General features: G+C 59.6%; 20 protein-coding genes. 4 read left to right on the forward strand and 16 right to left on the reverse strand.

From position 1 onward, the window contains the following. Positions 1 to 66 precede the first annotated feature (66 nt). The 6 genes from J2D73_RS02680 to J2D73_RS02705 form a co-directional block, all read right to left on the reverse strand. Positions 67 to 816, reverse strand: coding sequence for a MotE family protein (locus tag J2D73_RS02680; protein WP_207879117.1), 750 nt, complete (start codon positions 814 to 816; stop codon positions 67 to 69). An 8-nt stretch (positions 817 to 824) separates the two neighbouring features. Continuing rightward, the gene (locus J2D73_RS02685) at positions 825 to 1,331 is read right to left on the reverse strand and encodes a DUF6468 domain-containing protein (protein WP_207879119.1); all 507 of its coding nucleotides are present in this window, start codon (positions 1,329 to 1,331) and stop codon (positions 825 to 827) included. Positions 1,332 to 1,343: 12 nt separating this feature from the next. Beyond that, positions 1,344 to 2,465, reverse strand: a complete 1,122-nt coding sequence (gene fliM, locus J2D73_RS02690; protein WP_207879121.1) for a flagellar motor switch protein FliM — start codon at positions 2,463 to 2,465, stop codon at positions 1,344 to 1,346. Beyond that, positions 2,462 to 2,938, reverse strand: a complete 477-nt coding sequence (locus J2D73_RS02695) for a flagellar basal body-associated FliL family protein (protein ID WP_035376332.1) — start codon at positions 2,936 to 2,938, stop codon at positions 2,462 to 2,464. Before J2D73_RS02695 ends, fliM begins: the two co-directional genes overlap by 4 nt. Before the next feature lie 828 nt (positions 2,939 to 3,766). Next, positions 3,767 to 4,342 carry a hypothetical protein gene (locus J2D73_RS02700; protein WP_243429573.1) on the reverse strand — a complete coding sequence of 192 codons (576 nt, stop codon included), beginning with the start codon at positions 4,340 to 4,342 and terminating at the stop codon, positions 3,767 to 3,769. Continuing rightward, positions 4,339 to 5,598: an aminopeptidase gene (locus J2D73_RS02705; protein ID WP_207879123.1), complete on the reverse strand. Its 1,260-nt coding sequence runs from the start codon at positions 5,596 to 5,598 to the stop codon at positions 4,339 to 4,341. Before J2D73_RS02705 ends, J2D73_RS02700 begins: the two co-directional genes overlap by 4 nt. A gap of 348 nt (positions 5,599 to 5,946) precedes the next feature. On the opposite strand from J2D73_RS02705, the gene J2D73_RS02710 reads away from it, so the two are divergent. Then, the gene (locus J2D73_RS02710) at positions 5,947 to 8,100 is read left to right on the forward strand and encodes a TonB-dependent siderophore receptor (protein WP_207879125.1); all 2,154 of its coding nucleotides are present in this window, start codon (positions 5,947 to 5,949) and stop codon (positions 8,098 to 8,100) included. A gap of 332 nt (positions 8,101 to 8,432) precedes the next feature. Here the strand turns inward: J2D73_RS02710 and J2D73_RS02715 are convergent, their stop codons facing one another. The 10 genes from J2D73_RS02715 to J2D73_RS02760 form a co-directional block, all read right to left on the reverse strand. Beyond that, a complete protein-coding gene (locus J2D73_RS02715) occupies positions 8,433 to 9,584 on the reverse strand; it encodes a pyridoxal phosphate-dependent aminotransferase (RefSeq protein WP_207879128.1) in 1,152 nt (383 codons plus the stop codon). An 86-nt stretch (positions 9,585 to 9,670) separates the two neighbouring features. Then, entirely contained in the window at positions 9,671 to 11,146 is a 1,476-nt protein-coding gene (locus J2D73_RS02720; RefSeq protein ID WP_207879130.1) for a mannitol dehydrogenase family protein, read from the reverse strand. A 224-nt stretch (positions 11,147 to 11,370) separates the two neighbouring features. Further along, positions 11,371 to 12,144 carry an SDR family NAD(P)-dependent oxidoreductase gene (locus tag J2D73_RS02725; protein ID WP_207879132.1) on the reverse strand — a complete coding sequence of 258 codons (774 nt, stop codon included), beginning with the start codon at positions 12,142 to 12,144 and terminating at the stop codon, positions 11,371 to 11,373. Between the two features lie 13 nt (positions 12,145 to 12,157). After that, entirely contained in the window at positions 12,158 to 13,267 is a 1,110-nt protein-coding gene (locus J2D73_RS02730) for an ABC transporter ATP-binding protein (protein WP_207879134.1), read from the reverse strand. A gap of 31 nt (positions 13,268 to 13,298) precedes the next feature. Beyond that, entirely contained in the window at positions 13,299 to 14,126 is an 828-nt protein-coding gene (locus J2D73_RS02735) for a carbohydrate ABC transporter permease (RefSeq protein WP_207879136.1), read from the reverse strand. A gap of 4 nt (positions 14,127 to 14,130) precedes the next feature. Continuing rightward, entirely contained in the window at positions 14,131 to 14,967 is an 837-nt protein-coding gene (locus J2D73_RS02740; protein ID WP_456304355.1) for a carbohydrate ABC transporter permease, read from the reverse strand. Positions 14,968 to 15,049: 82 nt separating this feature from the next. After that, positions 15,050 to 16,387, reverse strand: coding sequence for an ABC transporter substrate-binding protein (locus J2D73_RS02745; RefSeq protein ID WP_207879138.1), 1,338 nt, complete (start codon positions 16,385 to 16,387; stop codon positions 15,050 to 15,052). Between the two features lie 78 nt (positions 16,388 to 16,465). Beyond that, the gene (locus J2D73_RS02750) at positions 16,466 to 18,082 is read right to left on the reverse strand and encodes an FGGY family pentulose kinase (RefSeq protein WP_207879139.1); all 1,617 of its coding nucleotides are present in this window, start codon (positions 18,080 to 18,082) and stop codon (positions 16,466 to 16,468) included. 272 nt (positions 18,083 to 18,354) lie between these two features. Beyond that, positions 18,355 to 20,550, reverse strand: a complete 2,196-nt coding sequence (locus J2D73_RS02755) for a pyrroloquinoline quinone-dependent dehydrogenase (protein WP_207879140.1) — start codon at positions 20,548 to 20,550, stop codon at positions 18,355 to 18,357. Beyond that, on the reverse strand, positions 20,547 to 20,930 hold the full coding sequence (locus J2D73_RS02760) for a glycerol dehydrogenase (RefSeq protein ID WP_207879142.1): 384 nt from the start codon (positions 20,928 to 20,930) through the stop codon (positions 20,547 to 20,549). Before J2D73_RS02760 ends, J2D73_RS02755 begins: the two co-directional genes overlap by 4 nt. A 508-nt stretch (positions 20,931 to 21,438) precedes the next feature. Between J2D73_RS02760 and J2D73_RS02765 the strand changes: the two genes are divergently transcribed. From J2D73_RS02765 to J2D73_RS02775, 3 genes are all read left to right on the forward strand, one after another. Then, positions 21,439 to 23,667 (forward strand): amylo-alpha-1,6-glucosidase, encoded by a 2,229-nt coding sequence (locus J2D73_RS02765; protein WP_243429575.1) that lies wholly within the window; start codon positions 21,439 to 21,441, stop codon positions 23,665 to 23,667. Positions 23,668 to 23,736: 69 nt separating this feature from the next. Then, the gene (locus tag J2D73_RS02770; RefSeq protein WP_207879144.1) at positions 23,737 to 24,222 is read left to right on the forward strand and encodes a cupin domain-containing protein; all 486 of its coding nucleotides are present in this window, start codon (positions 23,737 to 23,739) and stop codon (positions 24,220 to 24,222) included. Between the two features lie 59 nt (positions 24,223 to 24,281). Then, on the forward strand, positions 24,282 to 25,001 hold the full coding sequence (locus J2D73_RS02775) for a YggS family pyridoxal phosphate-dependent enzyme (RefSeq protein ID WP_207879248.1): 720 nt from the start codon (positions 24,282 to 24,284) through the stop codon (positions 24,999 to 25,001). Positions 25,002 to 25,094: the final 93 nt, after the last annotated feature.

A 25,094-nucleotide genomic window follows, 5' to 3' on the forward strand; every position in this document is an offset into this window, starting at 1 on the left:
GCACTCGAACCAGCTCGGCGCAAATGAACTAATAAAATAATCTACAAACCGAATTAAGAATTTTCGCTAGCCATTCTCTCCGGACCTGACAACCTCGCGACGAGGAAACAGCCCCGCAAGGGCCTGCGTCGTCGTCGTAGCGCGCTCCGGAGACATCCCGGCGAGAATAGCCGACGCTTTCCGAGGATTCATCTTGCCCATCACAGGGACAAGCACCTGCAGGTCAAGAACATTGAAAATCGACGCCGCGTCGCGAGGCGCCATCGCCTCGTATATTTTAACCAGCCGGTCGATATCGCCGTCGCTCAGGCGTTTTTCATCTTGCCCCTTCTTCGATAGGGTCGATCGTTCCTGATCATATTTCTTAAGTCTTGACTCGAGCGCCTCCTGCGAAGTTTCAAGCGCCTGCTTCATTTCATCGAGGCTTCTAGCTTCCTCCTTGAGCTCCTGATCGCGTTGCGCAACATCCGCGAGGAGCGTTTGCTTACGGTCCTCCGCCTTGTGGTCAATATCCAGAGAAGGATCGTTCGTCTGCCCGACGCAGGGAGTCTCTTTCGAACAGACATCGTTCGCAGCGGCACTCGCGCCTCCCTGCTCCGGAGCTGCTTTCGCGGACGAAGCCGTGCCGGATTGCGCATCCTTGGACGCCGTCGAAGCTGGAAGCGCCAAAGCATCGCTGACAAGACCGACGCCAACGTCCTCAACGCCCGGCGTCAGGAGCGACGACGTCAGCACATACAGCTTCATCGCCAGCAACCCGCCCATGAGCCCGGACGACAGTTGAAACAGACGCTGAGAGGATAACCTTGGCGGCATGAAGCGGCTCATCCCATTCGCAGCACACGAAGCAAATCCTGCTCCGCTGCAGTCCGGACACGTGACCTCTGCTCATAGGGACGCGGCGGGGCCATTCTTGGCTCAGCGCTTATGGAAGATTCATCCACAGGCGCTTTCCCGGCAGCCGGAAGTTGTCGGGTCCCGTCTGGGGTCGGGTGCGCCTCCGAGCGCTCTCCCTGCCGGATCAGACCATCGAGGCGCCCCGCTATGGCGTCGCCTTTCTCCGCCAGCGCCTCAAGCTCGGCCTGCAACAGCTTGGACTGATCAATCATACGGCTGAGGGCGCGACCACTGACGTCACTGGCGCGCTTCAGTTTCTCGACTCCGCCCTCAGCCCGATGACCGCTTGCATCCAGGCGGGCGACGAGATCAACCAGTTCCTGTCGGTCGCGTCTCAAAACCGCAAGCGCTCGACCGAGATGGATACTGTAAAATATTCCCAGCGCCAGCAGGATCGAGAGAGAAATTTCGATAGCGTATTGGATCGCCGTCATCTCATTCTACCGTCAGGAATACAAATTAACGGAGTTTTCGATAAGCGTACGCGCGCCGAGAAGATCTTCTTCGATCTTGACCGCGATGCTCTCTTTCTTCCTGCCCAGACGCCCGGTGAACATGGGTATCTCGCCGCACCGCAGTTTGACCGGTTGGCCGGATCGCTGATCAAGAACGATGAGCGCCCCTTCCCGCAAGGCTATGACTTCGGACAATTTCATCGTCTGTTCTGACAGAACCGCCTCCAGCTCGACATCGGTGCCGCGCAGTTCCGCGCCCAGATGGGTCTCCCATATGGAGTCCCGACCGAATTTCTCCCCCATGAACTGCTGCAACAAAAGATCGCGAACCGGTTCCAGAGTCGCATAGGGCAGTAAAACATCGATATTGCCACCCCTGTCGTCCATTTCGACGCGCATGCGCGCTACGAACACGGCGTTCGACGACCGTGAAATAGCCGCGAAACGCGAATTGACCTCAAGCCTTTCGAACTTGAAATTTATCGCGCATATCGGGTTAAACCCTGACGAAAGGTCGGACAGGATAAGCCGGACCATCTTCTCGATAAGCGCACGCTCGATTGTAGTGTGCACGCGCCCTTCCACGTTGAGGGGACGCGCGTTGCCGCCCCCGCCCAGAAGCACGTCAACCATCGAGTAGGTCAGAGACGAATCGACGACCATCAATCCGTAATTTTCCCACTCCTCCGCCTTGAAAACGGCGAATACGCAAGACGCCGGTATACCATTGAGATAATCGCCGAACCGCATCGAATTGATACCGTCTATGGAAACCTCGACGTTGTCGTTTGTAAAATTTCTCAAACTCGTCGACACGATGCGCATCAGGCGATCGAACACGACCTCCAGCATGGGCAGGCGTTCATAGGTCACCAGACCAGAGCCTATGACGCGCTCCAACCCGCCGACACTGCCGCTATCCACAGAACCGAAAGAATTTCCCAGAATGCTGTCGATTTCCGACTGATCAAGAATATGATCGTCATCGGAAGCGCTCGCGTCTTCAAACGCCGCCTTTCCATAATCCGCGCCGCTGGCGGCCAGATCTCGCAGGGAAGCAGTCGGACCAGGGCGCGGGATCGCGCCGCCAGGTTCTTCGCCGGAGTCGGTCATTGCACGAGAAATTCCGTGAAGAGCAGGTCTCTGACTTCGATGGGCGCAAGTTGAACTGCGATACGCCCGAGCAGCGCCTCCCTCAGGCGATAAACACCGTTGCCGCTCAACTCCGCCTGGGTGCACTCATGCAGGTAGGACTGAAAAATGTTTTGTATCTGCGGCATCTGGGCGTCGACTGCCTCGTACGTTCCGCCCCGCACTTGCAACTTGGCCGAAATTTTTACGAACACCGGACGCCCACCGCCCGTATCGAGATTGGACATCATCGTGGGAATATCGACAATAAATGGCTCGTCCTGAACCTTTTGGGCCGCCTGTCTGGGATGAGCGGCGCCGCGCGATTTGTAATAGTAGAATCCGCCCCCGAGTGCGGCCAGCAGAACCGCCGCGCCTGCCAAAAGCAGAATTTTTTTGCTCTTTTTCTCGGGCGCAGGCGCGTCCACGCCGTCCGTTTCAGCCTTGTCCGCCATTCCGATCCTCGAACCACGCCGAGCGCGTTCCTCTCGACGAGAGATTTCACGCCACGGCACACTATGACCCCTACCCGACGAGACGCGCTACGAGAGACGCATCGACTACAGTCCCCCGGAATATCTGCATCAGATGGTAATCGGCATCCTGTTAAGGCATCCCTAATTTCGGAGACAAACCGTCTGCCGGAAGGGTTCCATCAGTAAGACGCACCGGCCGCGGAAGTCGTAGCGCCCACGCTGAGAGAAACGTCATTGTTCTTCAACAGGCGCTCGAAATATCGCCGCACACACTCTCCGACCTTTGGCCGTGTGAGGAAGCAACACAGCAAGACTGAAAGCCCAAGCACGAAAAACGCACAGCCGGGCTTCAGGGAAAATGTTCAAATATCGCCCCGATTTCAGCCCGGAGCCTGCCGTTTTTCCTGCCTTCAATAGTTGACCCGCGCCTTTACAGATGGGCTCTATTCGTTACCGAAAAAAGTATTTTCCAAATAAATTAACCATCAATGCACTTTAAGATCGGTCTTTATGCCGCACCAAGACGAAAAACTCGGCGGCATATCCATAGCGACGAACAGACTTCCAGAATTTCGTCGGACTGCGCCGCGATCACGCTATGACGTAAATTATCAGAGGCCAGTCAACTCAACACATCCGACCACAAGGCGAAGATCACAAGCGCAAACCACAACTCACGCAGCCAAATCTTGACTACGCGTGTCGCTCACAAGCTCGACCATTTGGGTCGTCGACCAGCCGGAAGCCCACTACAAAATCTCATCGTCGATTTTCAGGCTTCCCACGGCTCACGCTCTCGCCGAAGCGTCACTGCGGCTGGCTATTCATCTCCTGCATCAACGCCTGAGTACCCTCAGGGTTGGCGCGAATCATCGCAACGTTCGCGGGGTTGAGCTTGGGCGCCTGCCCGGACGCCTGCGCCTCCTGATTCGACGTGATGGCGACAGTCATGCCGAACGCCGTCAATCCGAGCACAAAATCGCGCGGCGTGAACCCGTGCGCACTCAACACCGGCTGAATGCCCGGAACGGCGGAGACGCGGGCGATCGTTGCGTCCAGGGAGAGCCGGTCGGGCGGCGGCGGTTGCAAGCCGTTGGCTCGCAGGGACTGCACAGTGGCGTACATCCGGGGGATAAAATCTTTGGGAAGCGGATACCGCGCCGCCGTCTCGACATCGCGACGCATCGCCGCCATCTCGGCGGCCGAAGGTTGGGCCGGAGGCGTGGCCGCCTGAGACTGCGTATCCTGCGCCAACGCCGGCGCAGCCCGCAGAGCGAACGCTCCAGAGCCCACCCCCACCGCAACAAGCAACGATCCTGTCAGCCGAAGCCCTGCTCTGGTCCGCTTGTTCAAAGACGCGCGACGATAAGTCCAGTTACTCATGCTGCAGCCACCCACTCTCCATGTCGCATCAACGGCGCCGCGCCGCCTGCATCATCCAGTCCGTCTACATCGATTTCGCCAGAACCGATCATCCAGTCGATGTGGATCAGGCTGCTGTTCGCCCCACGCTCGGCGAGTTGTTCCGGGCTTTGCCCGTGTCCATCGACAAGACATTCGGTATAGGCCTGTCCCAGCGCGATATGGCTGGACGCATTTTCGTCGAACAGCGTGTTCTGGAACAGCAAACCACTCTGAGAAATCGGGGAGGAGTGCGGCACCAGAGCGACTTCGCCCAGACGTCGCGCGCCTTCGTCCGTATCAAGGACCCGGCTCAGTACGCTCTCACCCTTCGACGCGCGCGCCGAGACGATACGCCCAGCTTCGAACGTAACTTCGATATCCTCGATCAGCGAGCCCTGATACGAGAGCGGCTTCGTGCTGCGCACATACCCGTCGACACGCATGCGGTGCGGCGTCGTGAACGCCTCCTCGGTCGGGATGTTCGGATTGCAGACCACGCCATTTTTCGCGGCGTTCGCGCCCCCTGCCCACAGATGGCCGTCCGCCAGCCCCACAGTGAGATCGGTCCCAGGTCCCGTAAAACGCAACGCAGAGAAACGGCGATCATTAAGAGCGGCGGCGCGTCGATGAAGTTGCGCGTTATGCGCAGCCCAATCCGCGACCGGGTCGGCGCCGTTGACGCGAGACGCCGCGAAAATGGCGCGCCACAGCTTCAAAACTGCCTCGCCCTCCGGTTCTCCGGGGAAGACAAGCGCCGCCCAGGCGGGCGTCGCCGCCGCCACAATGTTCCAGTTCACGGCAAAGCTAGTGATGATCTCCAACGCCGGACGATTGGCCACTGACGCCGCGCGGCTGGCGCGCGCTATCCGGTCCGGCTCCTGCCCACTCAGCAGACCTGGATTGCCCCCCGTAATCGCAAGCCGCGCGGCGCCGGAACGAAAGCCGTTGGCCATCCCCTCCGCGAGCCAGGTCGCGGCGACGTCAAACGTGTCGTCAGCCGCGTTGGCGTAACGCGCGAGCGTCGCCTCGTCGTCCGAATACATCGTGGTCACCAGCGACGCCCCGGCCTTGTAGGCATGCTCGGTGATGCGCCTGACCAACGGAACCGCCTCAAGCGGCGCGGTGACGATCACCTGCTGTCCATGCGCAATGTTGAGTCCCACGTTGACGGCGGCGCGGGCCAGACGGTCGACGCCCGCCGAGATTTCAGCGTCGGCGGATTGAGATGTGGCCATACAGTCGAGGCTCCGTATACAGGCGAGAACGCGGGATCGGCCCCCAAAGGCCGCCCGGGCGACACCCGCGAAGGGTAGGCCCCGCGAGCGGAAAAGGGCAAGTGCGCCCCGAGCTCAGGATAAACCATTGAAACATCTCCAGCGCCACGTGGAGACGATTACGCCCGGAGCGCAGTCGCACCCTGGACGTTGACGCACGCCGAATAAGGCCATTGCCCGGAACGTTGGACTGCACGCTAAAACGCCCTGCCAAAGGCTCTAGCGAGAAATTCGGCGACAGTCATTGATAATGGTTCTCAATATCATATAGACTTACCGCACCCCCAATATTTACGGTTCCCCTCTCGAATGCGTCGCCAATCCCCCCTGCTGCCTGCGCTTCTCTGTGCAGCAGCGCCCATGCTTGCGCCCTCTCACGCCGACGCCGCACAATCCACAAATCAGACGACGTCCCCGGATTCCGGGCCGTTTCTTTCCAGCGAAGCCGAAACTGTCACCGTGCGTGCGACAAGAAAAAAGCTGCTGGTCGATACGGTCGCGGCCGCAACCAAGACCGCGACGCCCATCGAGCAGACGCCGCAGAATGTTACCGTCATCACTCAGGACCGCATGCAGCTTCTGAATTCACGCAGCGTTTCTGAAGCGGTGCGTTACTCCGCAGGCGTTTCAGACTACGGCTCCAAAGACGATCCACGCGGCTATTTCGGCACCATCCGGGGTTTCACGCCGGATATCTATCTCGACGGCACGCGGACGCCGGACGCTGCAAGCTCGCAATCCTTCAGCATTGAGCCATGGGGGCTGGAAGAGATCGACGTCCTTCGCGGCGCGTCTTCCTCGCTTTACGGATCCGGGCAACTGGGCGGCATCATCAACGCTGTCAGCAAGCGCCCGCGGCCCGATCAGAAAAACGAAATCTCGTTCCAGACAGGATCGTACAGCCGCGTTCAGGGCGCAGCAGACGTGGGCGGAACGCTGAACAAACAGCACACCCTTCTGTGGCGCTTCAACGGTCTGATCAGAAAATCAGACACCTACGCCAAAAACATCCTCAATAACGAGATTTACGTAGCGCCATCTCTACGATGGATCCCCGATCAGAAAACAGACTTTACGTTTCTGAGCAGCTTCGAGCAGCTCGATGCCGGGTCAACAGCGCAGTTTCTGCCTGCGCAGGGCACCGTGCAGTACAATCCGAACGGTCAGCTCCCGCGCAATATCCTGATGAGCGATCCCAATTACGACGTCTACTCAAAACGGCAGGTTGCCGTCGGCTATGCCTTCAAGCGCGAAATCACACCGAATTGGACAATTTCGCAAAACATGCGTTACGCCCATCTCGATCTTCTCTATCGCTTCGTCACCGCCGTCGCCCTGAAATCCGACGAACGCACCCTGACGCGCCAGGCGTTGCTCCAGTCCGCCAATTACAACAACGTCACGCTCGACACACGTTCCGAGCTGAAACTCAATACGGCGGGCGTCCATCACAACCTGCTGTTCGGCACTGACTTCCGCAGTGATTTCATCGCCACGCGGCGTGGGCAAAAGACCGTCTCTTCACTAGACCTATACAACCCAGTCTACACGACGATTTCGTGGCCGACCTATGGCAGCAAAACCAACACCAACGAGACTGAGACGCAACTTGGCGTCTATGCACAGGAGCAAGCCGACTGGCGCGGCTTCCATCTGACGTTGTCCGGGCGGGGAGACTTCACTCAAAGTCTGACAGTCGACAACCTGACCTCTACGCGAACGCCTCAACGCAACAACGCCTTCACCGGACGTGTCGGACTGCTCTATCAGTCCTCGTTCGGTCTTTCTCCCTATGTCGCGTATTCGACGTCCTTCCAGCCGCAGGTCGGCGTCACCCGCCTCAACACCCCTTATGTGCCGACCAAAGGGAGGCAGATCGAGGCAGGCGTGAAATATCGTCCGCCAGAAAAGAGTTTTTTAGGCAATTTCATGCTGACAGCGGATGTTTTCAGCCTCGTCGAGACAAATGTTCTGACGACCGATCCTGTGGATTCCACATACGACATCCAGACCGGACGACAGCGCACGCACGGGTTCGAGGTCGAAGGGCTGGGCCGCCTGCCCTGGAACATCGACTTTCTCGCGTCGTTCACGTGGCAGGACCCGCGCATCACCAAATCAACCGACGCAAGTGAGGTCGGGCAGCGGCCGACGACCGTCCCATCCCATATGGCGTCCCTGTTTCTCAAACGGGACGTGCGGCTGACGCCAGACTGGCGCGGCGGAGTCGGCGGCGGCGTGCGATACACGGGGAACACCGCTGGCGCACTGCCAGCAACATTCCTCGTGCCAAGTCAGCTCGTCTGGGATCTGGAAGCCCATATCGACTACCGGCAGTTCAAGATTCAATTTAACGGCACAAATATCACGAACCGAAAATACGTATCTGTCTGCACACGCTCCGTCGCCTGCGCCTGGGCCCCGGGACGAGCGGCGTTCGTAACCCTGTCTTACGATTTCTGACCCGCTGCCCCATCAACTGGAGTAGCCGATACACATCTCTGTGAGAGGCTCACGATACGTCTTGCGTCCGAACAACACTTCGGAATAACATACATTCATATAAAGAATAAGAAGGCGCAACGTTCGTATGCGCCCCCTCTACCTTCTGATCAACCTCGCAATGCCAGCTTTTGGATACGTTCTGAAACTGGCTTGATCGAACGGAATCTGACGCAAATCCTCAAAGTCCGATGGAAAAACCATTCTATCTACGGCGATAGCCGACCGCGCAGATCGATCCAGAAGCACAGGCGCATGTGTTCTCTGCCCCAAATAGGCCCCACCTGACGGCATCAGGTGACGCGAGACTCAGCGTCTCGTGCAGCGAACCACGGCGTCATTCGGGCGATGGCCTCCGCGATACGATCGGTCGACACTGCGAAGCTGAAGCGGATGAAACGTTTGCCGTCGACGGGATCAAAATCAACGCCCGGCGCAATCGCCACCCCGGTGTCCCTCAAAAGCTTCTCACAAAAGGACAGACTGTCCTGTGTGAGATGTCCAACATCCGCGTAGATGTAAAAAGCGCCGTCCGGCGGCGCGATGCGTTGCAAGCCCCAGGTTGGCAACGCGGCAAGAAGAAGATCACGGTTGCGGCGATACACCCTTACATGGCCGTCAAGCTCGCCACGACAGTCAAACGCCGCCAACCCCGCATGCTGACTCAACGATGACGGAGTCAGGAACAGATTCCCCATGCGCGCCCGTGCTGCGGCGATCTTCTCTTCCGGCACGACAAGCCAGCCAAGCCGCCACGGCGCCATACTGAAATACTTTGAGAAGCTGTTCACGATCATGGCGTCCGGCTCATACTCCAGAACGCTGTGCGCCGGATCTCCGAAGCTCAGACCGTGGTAAATCTCATCGGACACAATGCGGATTCCACGCTCCCGGCACACCGCCACGATGGCGACAAGTTCCGGACCCGAGAGAATGGCGCCCGTGGGATTCGCCGGGCTCGCGACGATCACACCGTCGGGCGCAGGCTCGACGGCTGCGAGAAGTTCAGCAGTCAGCTGAAATCTCTCTTTCTCGCCACACGGAATTTCTACCGGTTCTATATGCAGCGCACGCAGAGTGTTCCGATATGCGACGTATCCTGGCCGCGCCAACGCCACCCGCGCACCCGGCGCGAAACAACTGGTCAAGGCAAGAACAAGAGCAGGGGAGGCGCCGGACGTTAGAAGGATACGTTCGGGCGAGACTTCAACGCCATAACTCTCCGCGTAATGGCGAGCGATCCGCACCCGTAGCGGCTCGCTCTCCCAATATCCCATCGGGTCGGTATCCAGCACATGGTGCGCGCGTTCAATGGCTTCGCGCGGCGCGCTTGTCGACGGCTGGCCGAACTCCATGTGGATAATGCTGCGGCCCTCCGCCGCGAGCCTGTGCGCGAGCGCGCTGAGCGTAATGGCGTGAAACGGATCAATCGAAGGCACAGTCATCGGCGGTCCAAACTATCGGCTAGGCCAGACATCCTGCCTGAAACAGCCTGAGACCGCCACTTTAACCAAAACCGCCGTCCTCTGGTTCAGTCTACAAGCGTCGCCAGTGTCTTCATCACGCCCATTTCGCGCAAAGCATGCACGTATTGCGTGACCCTGATGGCAAACGGATCATCTTCGCTCATGGCCAGCTCTGAAAACATCGGCAAACTGGTCAACGCCTTGATCGGGTCCGCCGCCAAGGCGCGCTCAACAGTTGGTAAATGCGGCTCGAACGGTTCGAAACTGTCCCCGCCGTCGGTCTTCCCGGCAAGGTATTGCAGGAAACAGGCGAGAACGAACGCGATGCGATCGGTCGACGCGCCGCGCTCGCGCAGCGTCGCCAGCGTCGGGAGCAGGAAAGTCGGCAGCTTGCTGCGCCCGTCGCCCGTGATGCGCGCCAGGCGATCTCCCACATGCGGATTGCCGAAGCGGGCCAGAATCTTGTCCCTGTATTGTTCCAGATCCATCCCTTCCGGCGCAGTCAGAAGCGGCATGACGTCCTGCGTCATGAAGTCGAGCACCAGCTGGTGAATCAACGGATTATCCACCGCGCCCTTGACTGACTCCAGTCCCGCCAGTTGACCGGGATAAGCGAGCATCGAGTGCGACGCATTGAGCATCCGCACCTTCGCCAGTTCATACGGATGCACATCATCCGTCATCCGCACACCAAACTGCTCAAACGGCGGGCGGGCGTTGCAGAAATTATCCTCTATCACCCACTGCACGTAATCCTCGGAAATGATCGGCAGGCGGTCATGCACGCCGCATTCCGCGTTTACCCGGTCAGCGTCCTCTTTCAGCACCGCAGGGGTAATTCGATCGACCATGGAGTTCGGAAACGTCACGTTTTCCTCTATCCATTCTCCCAACGAGGAATCCAGGGCCGTAGCGTGCGCGATCACCGCCTGACGCGTAATCGCGCCGTTGTGCCGAAGGTTGTCGCAGGACAAGACCGTGAACGGTTGCGTTCCCGCCTCACGCCGCCGACGCAGCGCCTCCACTATGTATCCAAACGCTGACGACGGCGTCGCCGGAGTGGCGAGTTCCGCCTGCGTCGCTCGTGCGCCAAGACGATACGTCCCGTTGTCCGGGTCCTGATTGTAACCACCTTCCGTGATCGTCATGGTGACAATGCGAATCTCAGGCGAAGCCATACGCCGCAGCACGGCTTCCGGGTCGCCCGGAGCAAAGATATATTCGATTATACTGCCGATAATCTGGTGCCTGACGTATCCGTCCGCTGCATACCGGGTCAACGTGTAGAGATCGTCCTGAGCGGGAAACGCTTCCAGTTTCAGGCGTTCCGTCGCGTCGTCGATTAACCCGACGCCAACGATTCCCCAGTCCTGCAAGTCCGCAGCCTCCAGAACCTGATCCATATACCAGGCCTGATGCGCCCGATGAAAATTCCCGACGCTGAGGTGAACGATACCCGGTGTTACGACCGAACGGTCATAGGAAAAACAGGAAGTGTGTTCCGGAACATTCTTGAGGGTGTCGAGACGAAGGTCGATCATGGTTGATCCTGTAGCACGGCGACGAGCACGCAGGCCTGCATGTGTCGGAAGGCGAGCTTCGACAGCCGTCAACCGTCTCACCACGCGCTACAATAGCGCAACTCACCGCTCCCGTCATCGTGACGATCGCGTGCCCGCCCTTGTCAAACACGCATGACTGGAACGCTGCATCCGGACGCCAGACCGGGGCGCCCCGCCTCGCGAAAGACGCCGCTGAGCGGCCTTCACCAGACGGTAAACCCGGCGTCGACATTGACGATCGCCCCCGTCATGAGGCTCGCGGCGTCAGAGGCCAGAAACTGCACCACCGACGCTACTTCGTCTGGCTGCCCCACCCGCCCCATAGGTGTTCCGTCAATCCACCGTTCATACAACTCAGGCTTTTCCATACCAAATCGCGTCAGGGTGGTTTCGACATATGTCGGCGCCACCGCGTTTACGCGAATGTTATTGGAAGCCCATTCCGCCGCAAGGGACCGGATATACTGATGCACGCCCGCTTTCGAGGCGTTATAGGCCGCCTGCTGCTGGGGGCGGTTCACGATCAGGCCCGACATGGACCCGATCGCGACGATGCTCCCGCGATTCTGCCGCAGCATCACCCGCCCCACAGCCTGACAGCAGCGGAACATGCCGTTGAGGTTGATGTCGATCTGCCGCAGCCATTGAGCCTCCGACATGTCCTCGGCCTTGACCTCGGAGATGCAGAGTCCCGCACTGGCGACAAGGATATCGATTTGGCCGAACTCGTCTTCAACGGCTTTGACCGCCGCATCGACGCTTTCCGTCGAGGTCACGTCCATACGCACCTGGCTCGCCTTGTACCCCTTCGCACGCAATTCGTCAGCGGAAAGAGACGCACGCACCTCATCCAGATCCGCCAGCACGACATGCGCGCCAAATTCCGCCAGCGCCTCCGCGCAACACAGACCTATGTTCTGGGCGCCTCCAGTCACGATCGCCACACGTTGATCAAGATTAAATTTTTCGGCGTACATTGATTTTGTGATCCTATGCGGCCATGCGACCTGATGAACGACGATGGAGCGCCACACCCTCCGAATTGAAGAGATGGCATCGCTCTGCAGGGAAAGAGAATGTGACTGCATCGTCCGCATGAACGCGGACGCCGCCTTCCGTCTGGATCACGAGAAGAGCGCCATCCTGCATACGAACATGAAGATGTGCAGCGGAGCCTAGGTATTCCACTAGCTCCACCTGCCCGCTCCCGCGATTCTCCACAGCGTGGCCCAGCCGGACATGCTCGGGACGAACACCCAGAGTCACTGCTGCGCCAATCAGACCCTGAGCGCCCCCGGCTACAACGACAATCTCCTGCCCCGATGCAAGGCGAACCCGGGCTTGCTCTTCAGATGCCGCGATCACAGTACCAGGAAGAAAATTCATTGGTGGAGAACCGATGAATTTTGCGACGAACAGATTTCGGGGACAGTCGTAAAGCTCGAGCGGCGACCCCACCTGCTCGACGATTCCTTTTTGCAAAACTACGATCTTGTCCGCCATAGTCATGGCTTCGATCTGATCGTGCGTCACATAAATCGTGGTCGCCCCAAGCCGCCGATGCAGAGTGGCCAGTTCCACGCGCATCTGACCGCGCAGGGATGCGTCGAGATTGGACAATGGCTCGTCGAAGAGAAACACTTTCGGATTCCGCACGATCGCGCGACCGATAGCGACGCGTTGCCGCTGCCCGCCGGACAATTGCCCCGGCTTGTGTTTCAGGTAGTTCTCAAGTTGCAGCGTGCGTGCAACAGCCATGATCTTCTCGCGGCGCTCCGCTTCCGGCGTCTTCGCCAGTTTCAGACCGAACTCCATATTCTGATAAACATTCATGTGCGGATAAAGCGCATATGACTGAAACACCATGGCGAGACCGCGTTCGGCCGGAGCCAGATCGTTCACACGTCGCCCGTCAATCAGAAGATCTCCGCTGCTGATGTCCTCCAGGCCCGCGATCATTCGCAGCAATGTCGATTTTCCGCAGCCCGAAGGCCCCACAAAAACGACAAACTCCTTGCTCTCGATCGACAGATCGACGCCTTTTATGATTTCTTCGGACGTATAGGTCTTGCGAATGCTTTTCAATTCGACTGTAGCCATCAGATGATTCCTTCACCCCTGCTCATGCCGGTCATTTGACGGCGCCGAATGTAAGGCCACGCACCAGTTGCTTCTGACTGATCCAGCCAAAGGCGAGGATCGGCGCCACAGCAAGCGTGGAAGCCGCCGATAATTTGCCAAAGAACAGCCCTTCAGGCGACGAGAACGACGCGATAAACGCAGCAAGGGGAGCAGCGTTCGACGACGTGAGGTTCAATGACCAGAACGCTTCGTTCCAACATAAAATCATCGACAGCAACGCCGTGGACGCAATGCCAGGCGTGGCCAACGGCAGCAGGACGCGCGTGATTTCCTGCCAGCGATTGGCGCCGTCCATCCGTCCGGCCTCCAGAATGGGAACTGGAATTTCACGAAAGAACGTGTAAAGCATCCACACCGTGATTGGCATGTTCGTGAACATGTCCACCAGAGCGAGGCCCGTGACCGTATCCAGAAGATGCGTGTTCCGCGCGATCAGGTAAATCGGCACCAGCACCCCGACCGGCGGCAACATGCGCGTTGAAAGCATCCACAGAAGGGTTCCACGTGTGCGCTTCCCGGGAAGAAACGCCATCGCGTAAGCCGCCGGAATAGAAAACAGAAGCGCCACGACTGTCGCGCCGATCGAGACGCCCAGCGTATTGAAAGTGACGCGCCAATAATTCGCCCGCTGAAACACCTCGTGATAACTCTCCAGGGTGGGGACGAAGAACAGCCGCGGCGGCGTAGCGATCGCCCCCGCTTCTCCCTTAAAACTTGTCAGGAACATCCAGAATATCGGGAAGAAAATCCAGATAGCGACGACCCACCCGACCGCCGCGATCACGAGACTTTTCCCTCGCGCACGTTGCCCCGCCATATCCTCAGACCTCCAGATGGCGGGCGACCGCCCGAACGAGAAACGCCGCTGCGATGTTGGCGATCACAATGGCGATCACCCCGCCCGCTGACGCGCCTCCGACATCGAACTGCAACAGGGCGCGGGAATAGATAAGGTAAGCGAGATTCGTCGACGCGACCCCCGGCCCACCCGCCGTCGTGACCATGATTTCAGCAAAAATTGTGAGAAGGTAGATGGTCTCTATCATGATGACGACCGCGATCGCCCGGCTGAGGTGCGGCAGGACGATGTGAAAGAACCGCGCGACAGGTCCTGCACCATCCAGAAGCGCCGCCTCCTTTTGCTCCGCATCGAGCGACTGCACGGCGGTCAAAAGGATCAGCACAGCGAAAGGAAGCCACTCCCACGCCACGATCATCATCACCGTCAGCATGGGAAAGCGCTGCAGCCAGTCTATGGGCGTCAGACCTACGGCGCGCATCATCCATGAATACACACCGTAAATCGGGTGCAGCATGAGATTTTTCCACAACAGGGCGGACACTGTCGGCATGACGAAAAACGGGGAGATCACAAGGACACGCGCTACGCCGCGCCCCACAAACTCCTGATCATAGAGGACCGCAAGCAGCGTTCCTCCGCCAACGGAAATCACCAAAACGCCAATGACGAGAATAGCTGTATTGAGCAGCGACTGCAGAAAATCCGGGTCGGAGAGCAGGTACCAGTAGTTATTGACGCCGGCAAACCCATGAAGAGTCGGATCGACCAGATTATAATTCTGGAACGAGTACCAAAGCGTCAGCACAAGCGGAACGACGGACCAGACCAGAAGGACAAAGACCGCAGGCGCAAGCATCAGAGCCCCGCTTGCTCCCGCCCCTATCGCTGCCTTTCGGTGATGTTGCGATGCAGTCGTTACGGCGCTCATGCTGATATCCTCAATGCAGATAGCCGGTTTGGCGCATGGTGCGTGTTGTCGACGCTTGAGACGCGGCCAGGGCCTGATCCACCGTCATCTGACCTGACAGCGCAGCGGCGATCGTCTGCCCGACCTGCGTGCCGATCGCCTGAAACTGCGGGATGCTGACGAACTGCGCGCCAGTATACGGGCGCGGCTCCGCCGTCGGCGCATCCGGGCCGGCTTCGTTGATGGCGTTTTCCACGAACTTCGCGAACGGCGCTGCTTTCTGATACTCGGCGTTTTCATAGGTCGACTTACGCGTTCCGGCGGGCGCTGCCACCCATCCCTTTTTCTGTGCGACAAGATTCACATAATCTTTCGATGTCGCCCACGTCACGAAGGCTTCCGCATCCTGAATATGCTTCGAACTCGCAGGGACCGCCAGGTTCCAGGTCCAAAGCCAGGTCGGTCCCTTGCCATAAGGCCCCTTCGGCGACGCGGTGAACCCGACCTTGTCCGCGACCTGCGACTGCTTCGGATCAAAAAGCAAACCGCCCGCCACGGTCGAATCGATCCACATCGCGCAGTGGCCGGTGGAGAAAAGCGCCAGATTTTCGTTGAAACCGTTCGATGTCGCGCCCGGTGGCCCGTCGGCGTTCAGAGCCGAAACGTACCAGTTTATCGCGCCTTTCCAGGCGGGCGTGTCCAGCATCGGCTTCCATCCCATGCCGAACCATTGTCCACCGTATGTGTTCGCCAGCGAGGTCACGAACGCCATGTTCTCTCCCCAGCCCGGCTTGCCACGAAGGCACACGCCATAAATCTGGTTGGATTTATTCGTTAATTTATCAGCATATTGCCTGATCTGGTCGTATGTCGGAGCCTCCGGCATCGTCAGGCCTGCTTTCTGGAACAGGTCCTTCCGATAATAGGTCATGACGCTCTCGGCGTAGAACGGCATGGCGTAGAGTTTGCCGTCCACAGTCAGGCCGCTGCGCACCGTGGGGATCAGGTCGTCGAGATCATAATTCGCGTCTGGCTTTAATTCGACCAGCCATTTTTGTTTCGCCCATATAGGAACTTCATAATTTCCTATGGTCATGACGTCGAACTGCCCGGCGCCGGTCGCAATGTCAGTGGTGACGCGCTGGCGCAGGATGTTCTCCTCCAGTGTGACCCAGTTCAGATGCACGCCGGGATGCGCTTTTTCGAATTCGCTGGACAATTCACGCATGACGATCATGTCGCCATTGTTCACTGTCGCGATCGTCAAAGTGCTGTCTGCGTGAGCAATTTCAGCCCCACCGCCGAGGATCGTGCCTGCGATTAAGAAGGCCGCCGCTGTTTTGCTGAATACCGCCTTGATTGTATTCATTTTCTCTGAACTCCCCAAAGCCTTTTGTTGATTTTATTGTCTCTTGGCCTCAAGATTCCGGACGAAGGCATCGTTCAATCACGCCCGCGCCCACGTCTCCATCCTCGCGCGATATTGCAGTTGGCGGCGCCGCATATCCTGAGAAATCTCATGCTTTGCCGTATGGAATTCGTAAGTTCTTGAATCCGGCACTATCTCGTCGCCAGAGCGACTCATCGCCGTCATCGCCGCAGCGAGGTCTGGAAATACGCCGGAGGCCATCGCTCCCAGAATCGCAGCGCCCAGAAGAACCGAATCCGGCTCCTTCGGCAGAAGTATCCTGCATCCTGTCGCGTTCGCATGTTCCCTCAGGAAAACAGGGTTTTTCGTCCATCCTCCGGTCGCAAGCAAAGTGTCGATCCGATACCCTTCCGCATTGAGGGCGTCGATAATGTCGCGTGTTCCGTAGGCGAGCCCCTGCAGGGACGCGAGGTACAGGCGGACCAGATCGTCCTGCGCAGCCGACAGCGTCAGGCCGTCGATTCCACCACGCAGGGCCGGATCGGCGTAAGGAGACCTGTTTCCGTGAAAATCGGCGAGAACATGCAAGGAGGCCGCAATTTCCCCCGGCGCCCTGCCATTTTCCAGCGCCGCAAGACGCTCGTTGAGCAGAGCAAACACGCTACGTTTCTCAAGCCCTGCCTGCTCAATGAGCGCTGGCCCGGCCGCATGGGTTTCGACAATAAAATCGACCAGCGAACCAACGGCGGATTGACCGGCCTCATTCAGCCACATGCCCGGCAACATGGCGTCCGCGTAAGGTCCCCATACGCCCGCCACAAAGCGCGCTCTGGAAGAGACCGCCATATGGCAGCTCGACGTGCCGCAGATCAGCGCCAGCACGGCATCGAACTGCGAAGCCTCCGCCGCCCCCAGAACTCCAATCCCTCCCGCGTGGGCGTCTATTGCTGACACCCCGACCGGCGTTCCGGGCTCCAACCCGAGTTCGCGCGCTGCGGCCTGGGTCAGCCCTTGGCCAACTACGCCTCCCAGAGGCCGGATATCTCGACCGATACGCGCAAACCCGTCATCCACAAGATCATCCAGGCCGATCCCGCGAAAGTAATCGACGTCCCACTGCCCTTCATGCGCGAGGTAAGTCCATTTGCAGGCCGTCGAACAGGCGGAACGGGATTCCGATCCGGTCGCACGCCAGGTCAGAAAATCGGGGAGATCGAAAAACAGCTTCGCGCGCGTATAGGTCTCCGGCAGTCTTCTCTTCAGCCATAACAGCTTCGGCGTCTCCATCTCCGGGGAGATGGTTCCGCCTACATATCGAAGCACGTCGTAACGGCCGGCGTTTATTTCATCCGCCTCTGAGAGCGCCCGGTGATCGGACCACAAAATGACGTCCTGACCCGACGCGCCCTCCGGGTCGACAGACAGACCTTGCCCATCCGCGCCGATAACGACCAGCGAACACGTGGCGTCGAAGCCGACGCCTCCGACCCGAACGTCCGACAACTGGGACAGGGCCTGACGGACGCAGACGCAAACCGCAGCCCATATTTCCGAAGAAGATTGCTGCGCAAAGTCCGGTCGTGGACGCCACGTCGTGATCGACTGAGTCGCAGAAGCCAGTTTTTCGCCATCAAACGAGAAAACACCAGCGCGGGCGCTGCCTGTGCCCACGTCGACACCAATCAGAACATCCACCAATGATATTATCCCTCCCTTTTTATTTTCGATATTTTTTGGGAGACGCACGAAAGCATGTGTTGTTGGTTATTAGAACAAAAACAGTGGAGCTTAGTTTTAGACTCAAAAAAAATTACGAGAATCACATTTACGCGCTTTCCTTCTTCACCTCGTCCCGGCACGCCTCGGCAACGGTTCGAATCAGCCGCAATTACGTTGCGGAAAACAAAAAAACCCCCGGCCGAAACGACCGGGGGCTTCTGGAGAGCCAGATTTTAATTACCTGGTGATCAATGCGCGTCGGGGAGTGCGTAAACCACCAGCGCGTCACTGACCGGAGTCTGCATGAAGTGATGTCCGCCAGCCATGATGGCGACGTACTGCTTGCCCTTGTACTCGTAGGTCATGGGCGTCGCCTGACCGCCGCCCGGCAGCACATCGCTCCACAGCTCCTTACCCGTCTTCGCATCGAAGGCGTGGATCAGGTTGTCCGTGGTCGCTCCCACGAACACGACGCCACCCGCCGTGATGACCGGGCCGCCGTTGTTAGGCGTGCCGATGGTCAGCGGCAGGTAGGTGGGAAGACCCCACGGGCCGTTCGCGCGAGCGCTGCCGAACGGATGCTGCCACAGCACTTTCTGCGTCTTCATATCGATCGCAGTGATGGCGCCATAGGGCGGCTTGTTGCACATCATGCTGGTGTACTGATCCCAGAACGGCGTCACGACGATGCCATACGGCGTGTCGGCCATGGCGCCGTTGCCTTCCGCGCCGCCGCCTTTCGGGTCAAAATGCGGATCGTCGATCGGCATCAGGCCCAGCTTGTCTGCGACCGGACGGGTCACAAGCTGGTCATACATCGGCGTGTTGTTCCAGTTCGCAATCAGGATGCCTGACTTGGCGTCATACGCCATGCTGCCCCAGTCGCTGCCGCCGTTGTAACCGGGATATTCAATCCAGGGCTTGTCGATCTGCGGCGCAGTGAATTCGCCGTCATACTTCGCCCGACGATACTTCAAACGGCAGTAAAGCTGATCGATCGGGGACATGCCCCACATGTCCGACTCTTTGAGATCGGGGAAACCAAGGCGCGGCATGGCGACCGACCAAGGCTGCGTGGGCGAGCGAGGATCTCCCGGCACATCCGTGTTCGTCGGCGCAGGGCGCTCTTCAACCGGAAGGATCGGCTTGCCGTCACGACGATCGAGAACGAATGTCTGCCCACGTTTCGTCGGGACGATCAGAGCGGGAACTGCTCCGTTCGGGCCGGGAAAATCGATCATCGTCGGCTGAGAGCCGATATCGTAGTCCCAGACGTCCTTGTGCGCGGTCTGGAAAACCCAGCGCGGAGAGCCAGTCTTCACGTCGATCGCGACGATTGACGACGATACCGCATTCTCTTTGTCTGTCCGCATCGCGCTGTAATAATCCGCGGCGGAGTTGCCCGTCGGAACGTAGACAAGACCCTGCTCATTGTCGCCAGTCATGGTCGCCCAGGAATTCGGCGTGCCGCGACTGTAATGCTCGCCCTCTTTCGGCTCGCCATGCTCGTCAGGGCGGTTGACGTCCCAGGCCCACAGGAAACGTCCTGTTTCGGCGTCGTAGCCACGGATCACGCCAGATGGCGCCCACCGACGCTGACCGTCGAGAACTTCCTGATTGGTGATGATGGCGCCGTTCACGACCGGAGGCGGTGAGGTCATCGACACGAACCCGGGAACGGACTCACCCATGCCTTTCATGAGATTGACCTGACCGTGGTAACCAAAGCCCTCGCAGAGCTTGCCGTCCGCCGCGTCAACCTCGATCAGACGCATATCGAGCGTACTTTCCAGGATCCGGTTGTGGCAGGGCTCACCCTCCGGGACGGTCGAGGACGTGTAGTAAACGACGCCCTTACACGCCGCCGTGTATGGAATGCTCGCGTATTTCACCCCCGCGTCATGCCGCCACACTTCCTTGCCGGTCGCGGGGTCGAGCTTGATAATGTCGTCGAGGGCCGAGCACGTGTACAGACCGTCGCCGACTTTGATCGGCGTCGTCTCAGCCGCCCATTTATTGGCCTGACCCGGACCCGGCTTGCTACCGGTATGGTAGACAAACGCACGCTGAAGCTTGCCGACATTCTCCGGCGTGATCTGGTCCAGCGGCGATGAACGGGTCGCGTCATTGTCGCGCCCGTATGCAGGCCAGTCGTCGTGCGCCGGAGCGGAGCCCTGTTGCGCCACTGCCTCGGTCGCCTCGCTGGGTTCCGCCGGCGGACCGTCCGGAATATTCGCCGCATTCACGCCCGGCGCCTGAGGCGCGCTCGGCGACGGCCCGGCAAAATAGGAGGGCGGATGCCCACCAGCGCCGTCACTGCCGGCCCCTGGACCGGGAGGCGCATCATGTTCAGGAACCTGCGCCAGCGCGCCCGATCCTGTCGAGTAAACGAGAGACAGTCCACCAATTACAGTGGCCGTCAGAAGTAGCGCACGGTTCTTCATGCGACGCCTCCGCGCGTTACGGTCGAGCGTTCGATGCGCTGCAACACCGGAATTGTCAGAGCGACCGCGATGGCGACCAGTGTCGGGCCGAAAAGTCGTGGCAGAAGAGCCCATCCGTCCAGTCCGGCTTCCCAGAAGGCCCAGGGCCAGGTCACAAGCCATGCCGCAAGATATACAAAAGCGCCGAGCGTCCGCCCCAGCAACATTAGCACTCCACCGGCGATAATCGCCGCGCCGAACAGCACGTAGTACCAGGAGCCGCCGAGAGCGACGAGTTCCGCTCCCATGATCAGAAGAGGGAGGCCTAGCAGAACGACGACGACAGCGAGCACGAGCGTCGCCCACTCCGTCCCGCTTGCCGGCTTGTGAAACGTAGCCATCAACAATCTCCAGGAGGTTCGGCTCCTGTAACGCATGACGCGACCAAAGGTGCCAGCGCCTGCGTTGTATTAAAAAATCACCAATCCCTCATGCAATGTACAAACATGGTGAGTTTTCCCGGCATTCCGCCACGAGCCTTCGCTCAGGTAAAGAAAAATTTACCTGAAAGGCGAATAGATGTCATGCGCGATTCAAGCAGTCGGGCCGATGACGACGCGGAGAATCTGACAACCTCGCGGGAACCTTTCACGTCTTCGAAGCGTCTGATTCGGTCGATGGAAACCCATTGATCGCGCCGCGATCACGCGCGTAGGGCGGGAAGTCCACGCCAATCGGAAACCGACCACGTTAGAGCCGAACCACCTTCCCCATATCCGCCGCCAGTTCTATCGTGCCTGCCAAAGTCGCCGTCACGCCCCCTGTTGGCGCCGGGCGCACAGTGCATCCACGCCGCTTCCGGCCCGCCACCGGGCGGAAGACGGCTCTCGCAAGCGAGGACCTGATCTCATGGACATGCAGCCAGAAGCGACGGTCGGCGACGTCAAGAAACCACCCGCCGTCGGTGAAAGGCCCCCCCCCCCCAAGTCGGACGAATTCAGTCTGTCAGGCACGGCGCTTCTGTCGGGCCGCAAGCTGCATACCCTGAAACAGGGTGATATGTTTGGCGTTTTCGACCAGACAGGCGACATCCTCTGGGGCAAGGACATCGCGGACGGGCTATATTACCACGACACGCGCTATCTTTCCGGATTGACGTTCCGGCTCGGCGGCCAGAGACCGGTGCTTCTGTCGTCGGTTGTCCGCGAAAACAACGTGATGCTGTCGGTCAACATGACCAACGAATCACTCCCCCTGAGCGACGGCGAACGACTGGCTCATGATCTTCTGCACGTCCGCCGGTCCCGCTTTCTCTGGGAAGGCCGTTGCTTCGAACGCATCGAAATCCGTAATTTCGACGTTCTGCCGCACAACGTCTCGTGCGACATGCGTTTCTTCGCGGACTATGCCGACCTGTTCGAAGCGCGTGGCGCACGACGCGCAAAGCGGGGCCAGTTCCTGGACCCCGCGATCGGAGAGAATGAAGTCACGCTCTCTTATATGGGACTCGACAAGAAGAAACGCTCCACGCGTCTTCTGTTTTCTCCAACTCCGCAGAAACTGTCAGCTGATTACGCGGCGTTCGAGTTCTCCATAGCTCCCGGCGAACGCGTGCTGATCCATGTGGAGATTCAGTGCGACCCGTCGGAGCGCAGCACCGTTCCTCCCAATCGCGCGTTTCTGAACGGCGCCGTCGCTGCGCGACGGGCGCTGCGGCGAACGTCGTCTCAAGCCACCGCCATCGCAACTTCGAACGAGATATTCAACGAAGCGATCCGCCGCTGCATCTGCGACATCTACATGTTGCTGACCGAGAAGAAGACCGGCCATTACCCCTACGCTGGCGTGCCGTGGTACAGCACCGTCTTTGGCCGCGACGGGCTGATCACGGCGCTTCAGACGCTTTGGATCGATCCCTCCATCGCCAAAGGCGTCCTGCTCTACCTCGCCGTCAATCAGGCTGACGAGGAAGATCCGGTGGCCGACGCAGAACCTGGAAAGATCCTGCATGAAGTCCGACTCGGCGAGATGGCCGAACTCGGCGAGGTGCCATTCCGACGTTATTACGGCTCGATCGACTCTACCCCGCTCTTCGTAATGCTCGCTGGCGAATATCTCGACCGTACCGGGGATGTCGGAACGCTGAGCCATTTGTGGCCGCACGTCACCCGCGCGATCGACTGGATCGAGCGGTTCGGCGACCGTGACGGCGACGGCTTTGTCGAATACGGCCGACGTAACAAGGACGGGCTGGTCAACCAGGGCTGGAAAGACAGCTTTGACAGCATCTTCCATGCCGATGGCGAATTGGCGGAAGGACCGATCGCCCTGTGCGAAGTGCAGGCCTACGTGTATGCCGCGCGTCGCGCCGCTGCGCGGATTGGTCGGCGGCTGGGCCAGACGGCCTACGCAGCTCATCAGGATGAGCGCGCCGAGACCCTGCGCGTCACCTTCAACCTGAAATTCTGGAACGAAGACATCGGCACCTACGTCATCGCTCTGGACGGCAAGAAGGAGCAATGCGTCGTCCGATCGTCGAACGCCGGGCACGTCTTGCTGACGGACATCGCCCCTGCCGAACGACGGGAACAGGTGGTCCGGACGCTGATGCACCGCAATTCATTCTGTGGCTGGGGCATACGCACCATCCCGGAGGGCGAAGCGCGTTATAACCCCATGTCGTACCACAACGGCACCGTCTGGCCTCACGACAACTCGCTGATCGCCATGGGGTTCGCCCGCCACGGCTATCGCGACGAGGCTGTCCAGATCTTCGAGGCGCTGTTCACGGCTGCATTCTACACCGATCTGCGGCGTCTCCCGGAGCTGTACTGCGGTTTCACCCGCGACAGGTCGGAAGGGCCAGTGCGCTATCCGGTCGCCTGCTCGCCCCAGGCGTGGGCCGCCGCCGCCCTGCCCGCCGTGCTGCAGGCAATTCTCGGCCTGCGCTACGATCCTGGGTCAGTCTCGGTTGAGTTCACGCGGCCCTGCCTGCCTGAATCGATAGAATCTCTGACCCTGTTCAATCTCGCCGTCGGCGGCGAGCATCTGACGGCGCGCGTCGTCCGCGTTGGAGACGAAGTCGCCATCAATGTGGTGGAGCGGTCGCCGTCCATCCGCCTGCATATCGTGAACTGAGTCCGGCCGTTCCACGCACCCGTCTGGGGTGCGCGGAACGCCAGCGTCACGCATCGCGTAGAGGATCAAATGTCGAAAAAAGCGTTTCTGACCGTCTCCCTGATTGGAATGACACTCGCCCCTTTCTGCGCATCAGCCGAGGATAAGGCGGTAGTCCTTACCCCGAGGCAGATCACATGGGCCGCCGCGCCTGCCGACTTCCCCAAAGGCGTGAAAATTTCCTACGTCTTCGGCGATGTGTCGGCCGCTGGCCCGTTTGTAATCCGCGTCGAAATGCCTCCGCACACCACCATCGCGCCCCATGTTCACAACATGGACGAGATGCTGACTGTCATCTCCGGCCACTTCACGCACTTCGTCGGCAAAACGCTGGACGGCGGTGAGAAAGAGGAGCTTGCAGCCGGCTCGTTCCTGCACCTGCCGCAAGGCGTCCCTCACGCGCTTCGCACAGGCGCCTCTCCGACGGTTGTGCAGGTCAGCGGCGTCGGCCCGTTCGGCATGACCTATGTGAACCCCGCCGACAATCCGGCCAACGCGTCGATCCCGGCGAAGTAAACGCCCTTCTGCCGATCATCTGCTTGACCTGACGCTCAGGAGCGGCATTTTTGCCGTCTATGAACGATCCGTCATCTGACCCGGCCGCAGGCGTGTACGATCCGATCGCCGAAGGCCTGCGCGCCGTCCGCTCCCGGATCGAGACCGCCGCGCGCGACGCCGGTCGAGACCCCGCCTCGGTCGGTCTTGTCGCCGTCTCCAAATTTCACCCGGCGGCGAGCGTGGAGGCCGCGCTGCAAGCCGGGCAGCGCGTCTTCGGCGAAAACCGTGTGCAGGAAGCAGCGGAGAAATTCCCCGCCCTGCGCGCTCGTTACCCTGATCTGAAGCTACACCTGATAGGCGGCTTGCAGACCAACAAAGTGCGCGACGCCGTACGCCTCGCCGACATGATCGAAAGCCTCGATCGCCCGGCCCTTGCAGACGCTCTGGCGCGCGCCGCGGACCGGGAGGGGCGGCTCCCGGAATTGCTGATCGAGGTCAACACTGGCGACGAACCCCAAAAGTTCGGCGTGCCAAGGGAAGAAGCGGACGCGTTCATCCGAACCTGCCGGGAACGCTTCGGCGACCGGGTGCGCGGGTTGATGTGCATCCCGCCAGAAGGCGTGGACCCCACTCCCCATTTCCGCTTCCTGGGCTCCCTCGCCGACGCGCACGGCCTCCCGACGCGGTCCATGGGCATGTCGGCTGACTTCCCCGAAGCCATCGCTGAAGGCGCGACGCTGGTGCGCGTCGGCACGGCGATTTTCGGCGGACGCCCCTCCATACTTGCAAGACCGTGACGACAGGCCCTAAGTCACCAAAACGCGATCAGGCGAACTATCCGTGTTCGACCGCATCCCATTTTCTGCGCATCCCCGACCGGGAGGCTTCAG

The sequence above is a fragment of the Acetobacter sacchari genome, from assembly GCF_017377715.1.
Taxonomy (GTDB): domain Bacteria; phylum Pseudomonadota; class Alphaproteobacteria; order Acetobacterales; family Acetobacteraceae; genus Acetobacter; species Acetobacter sacchari.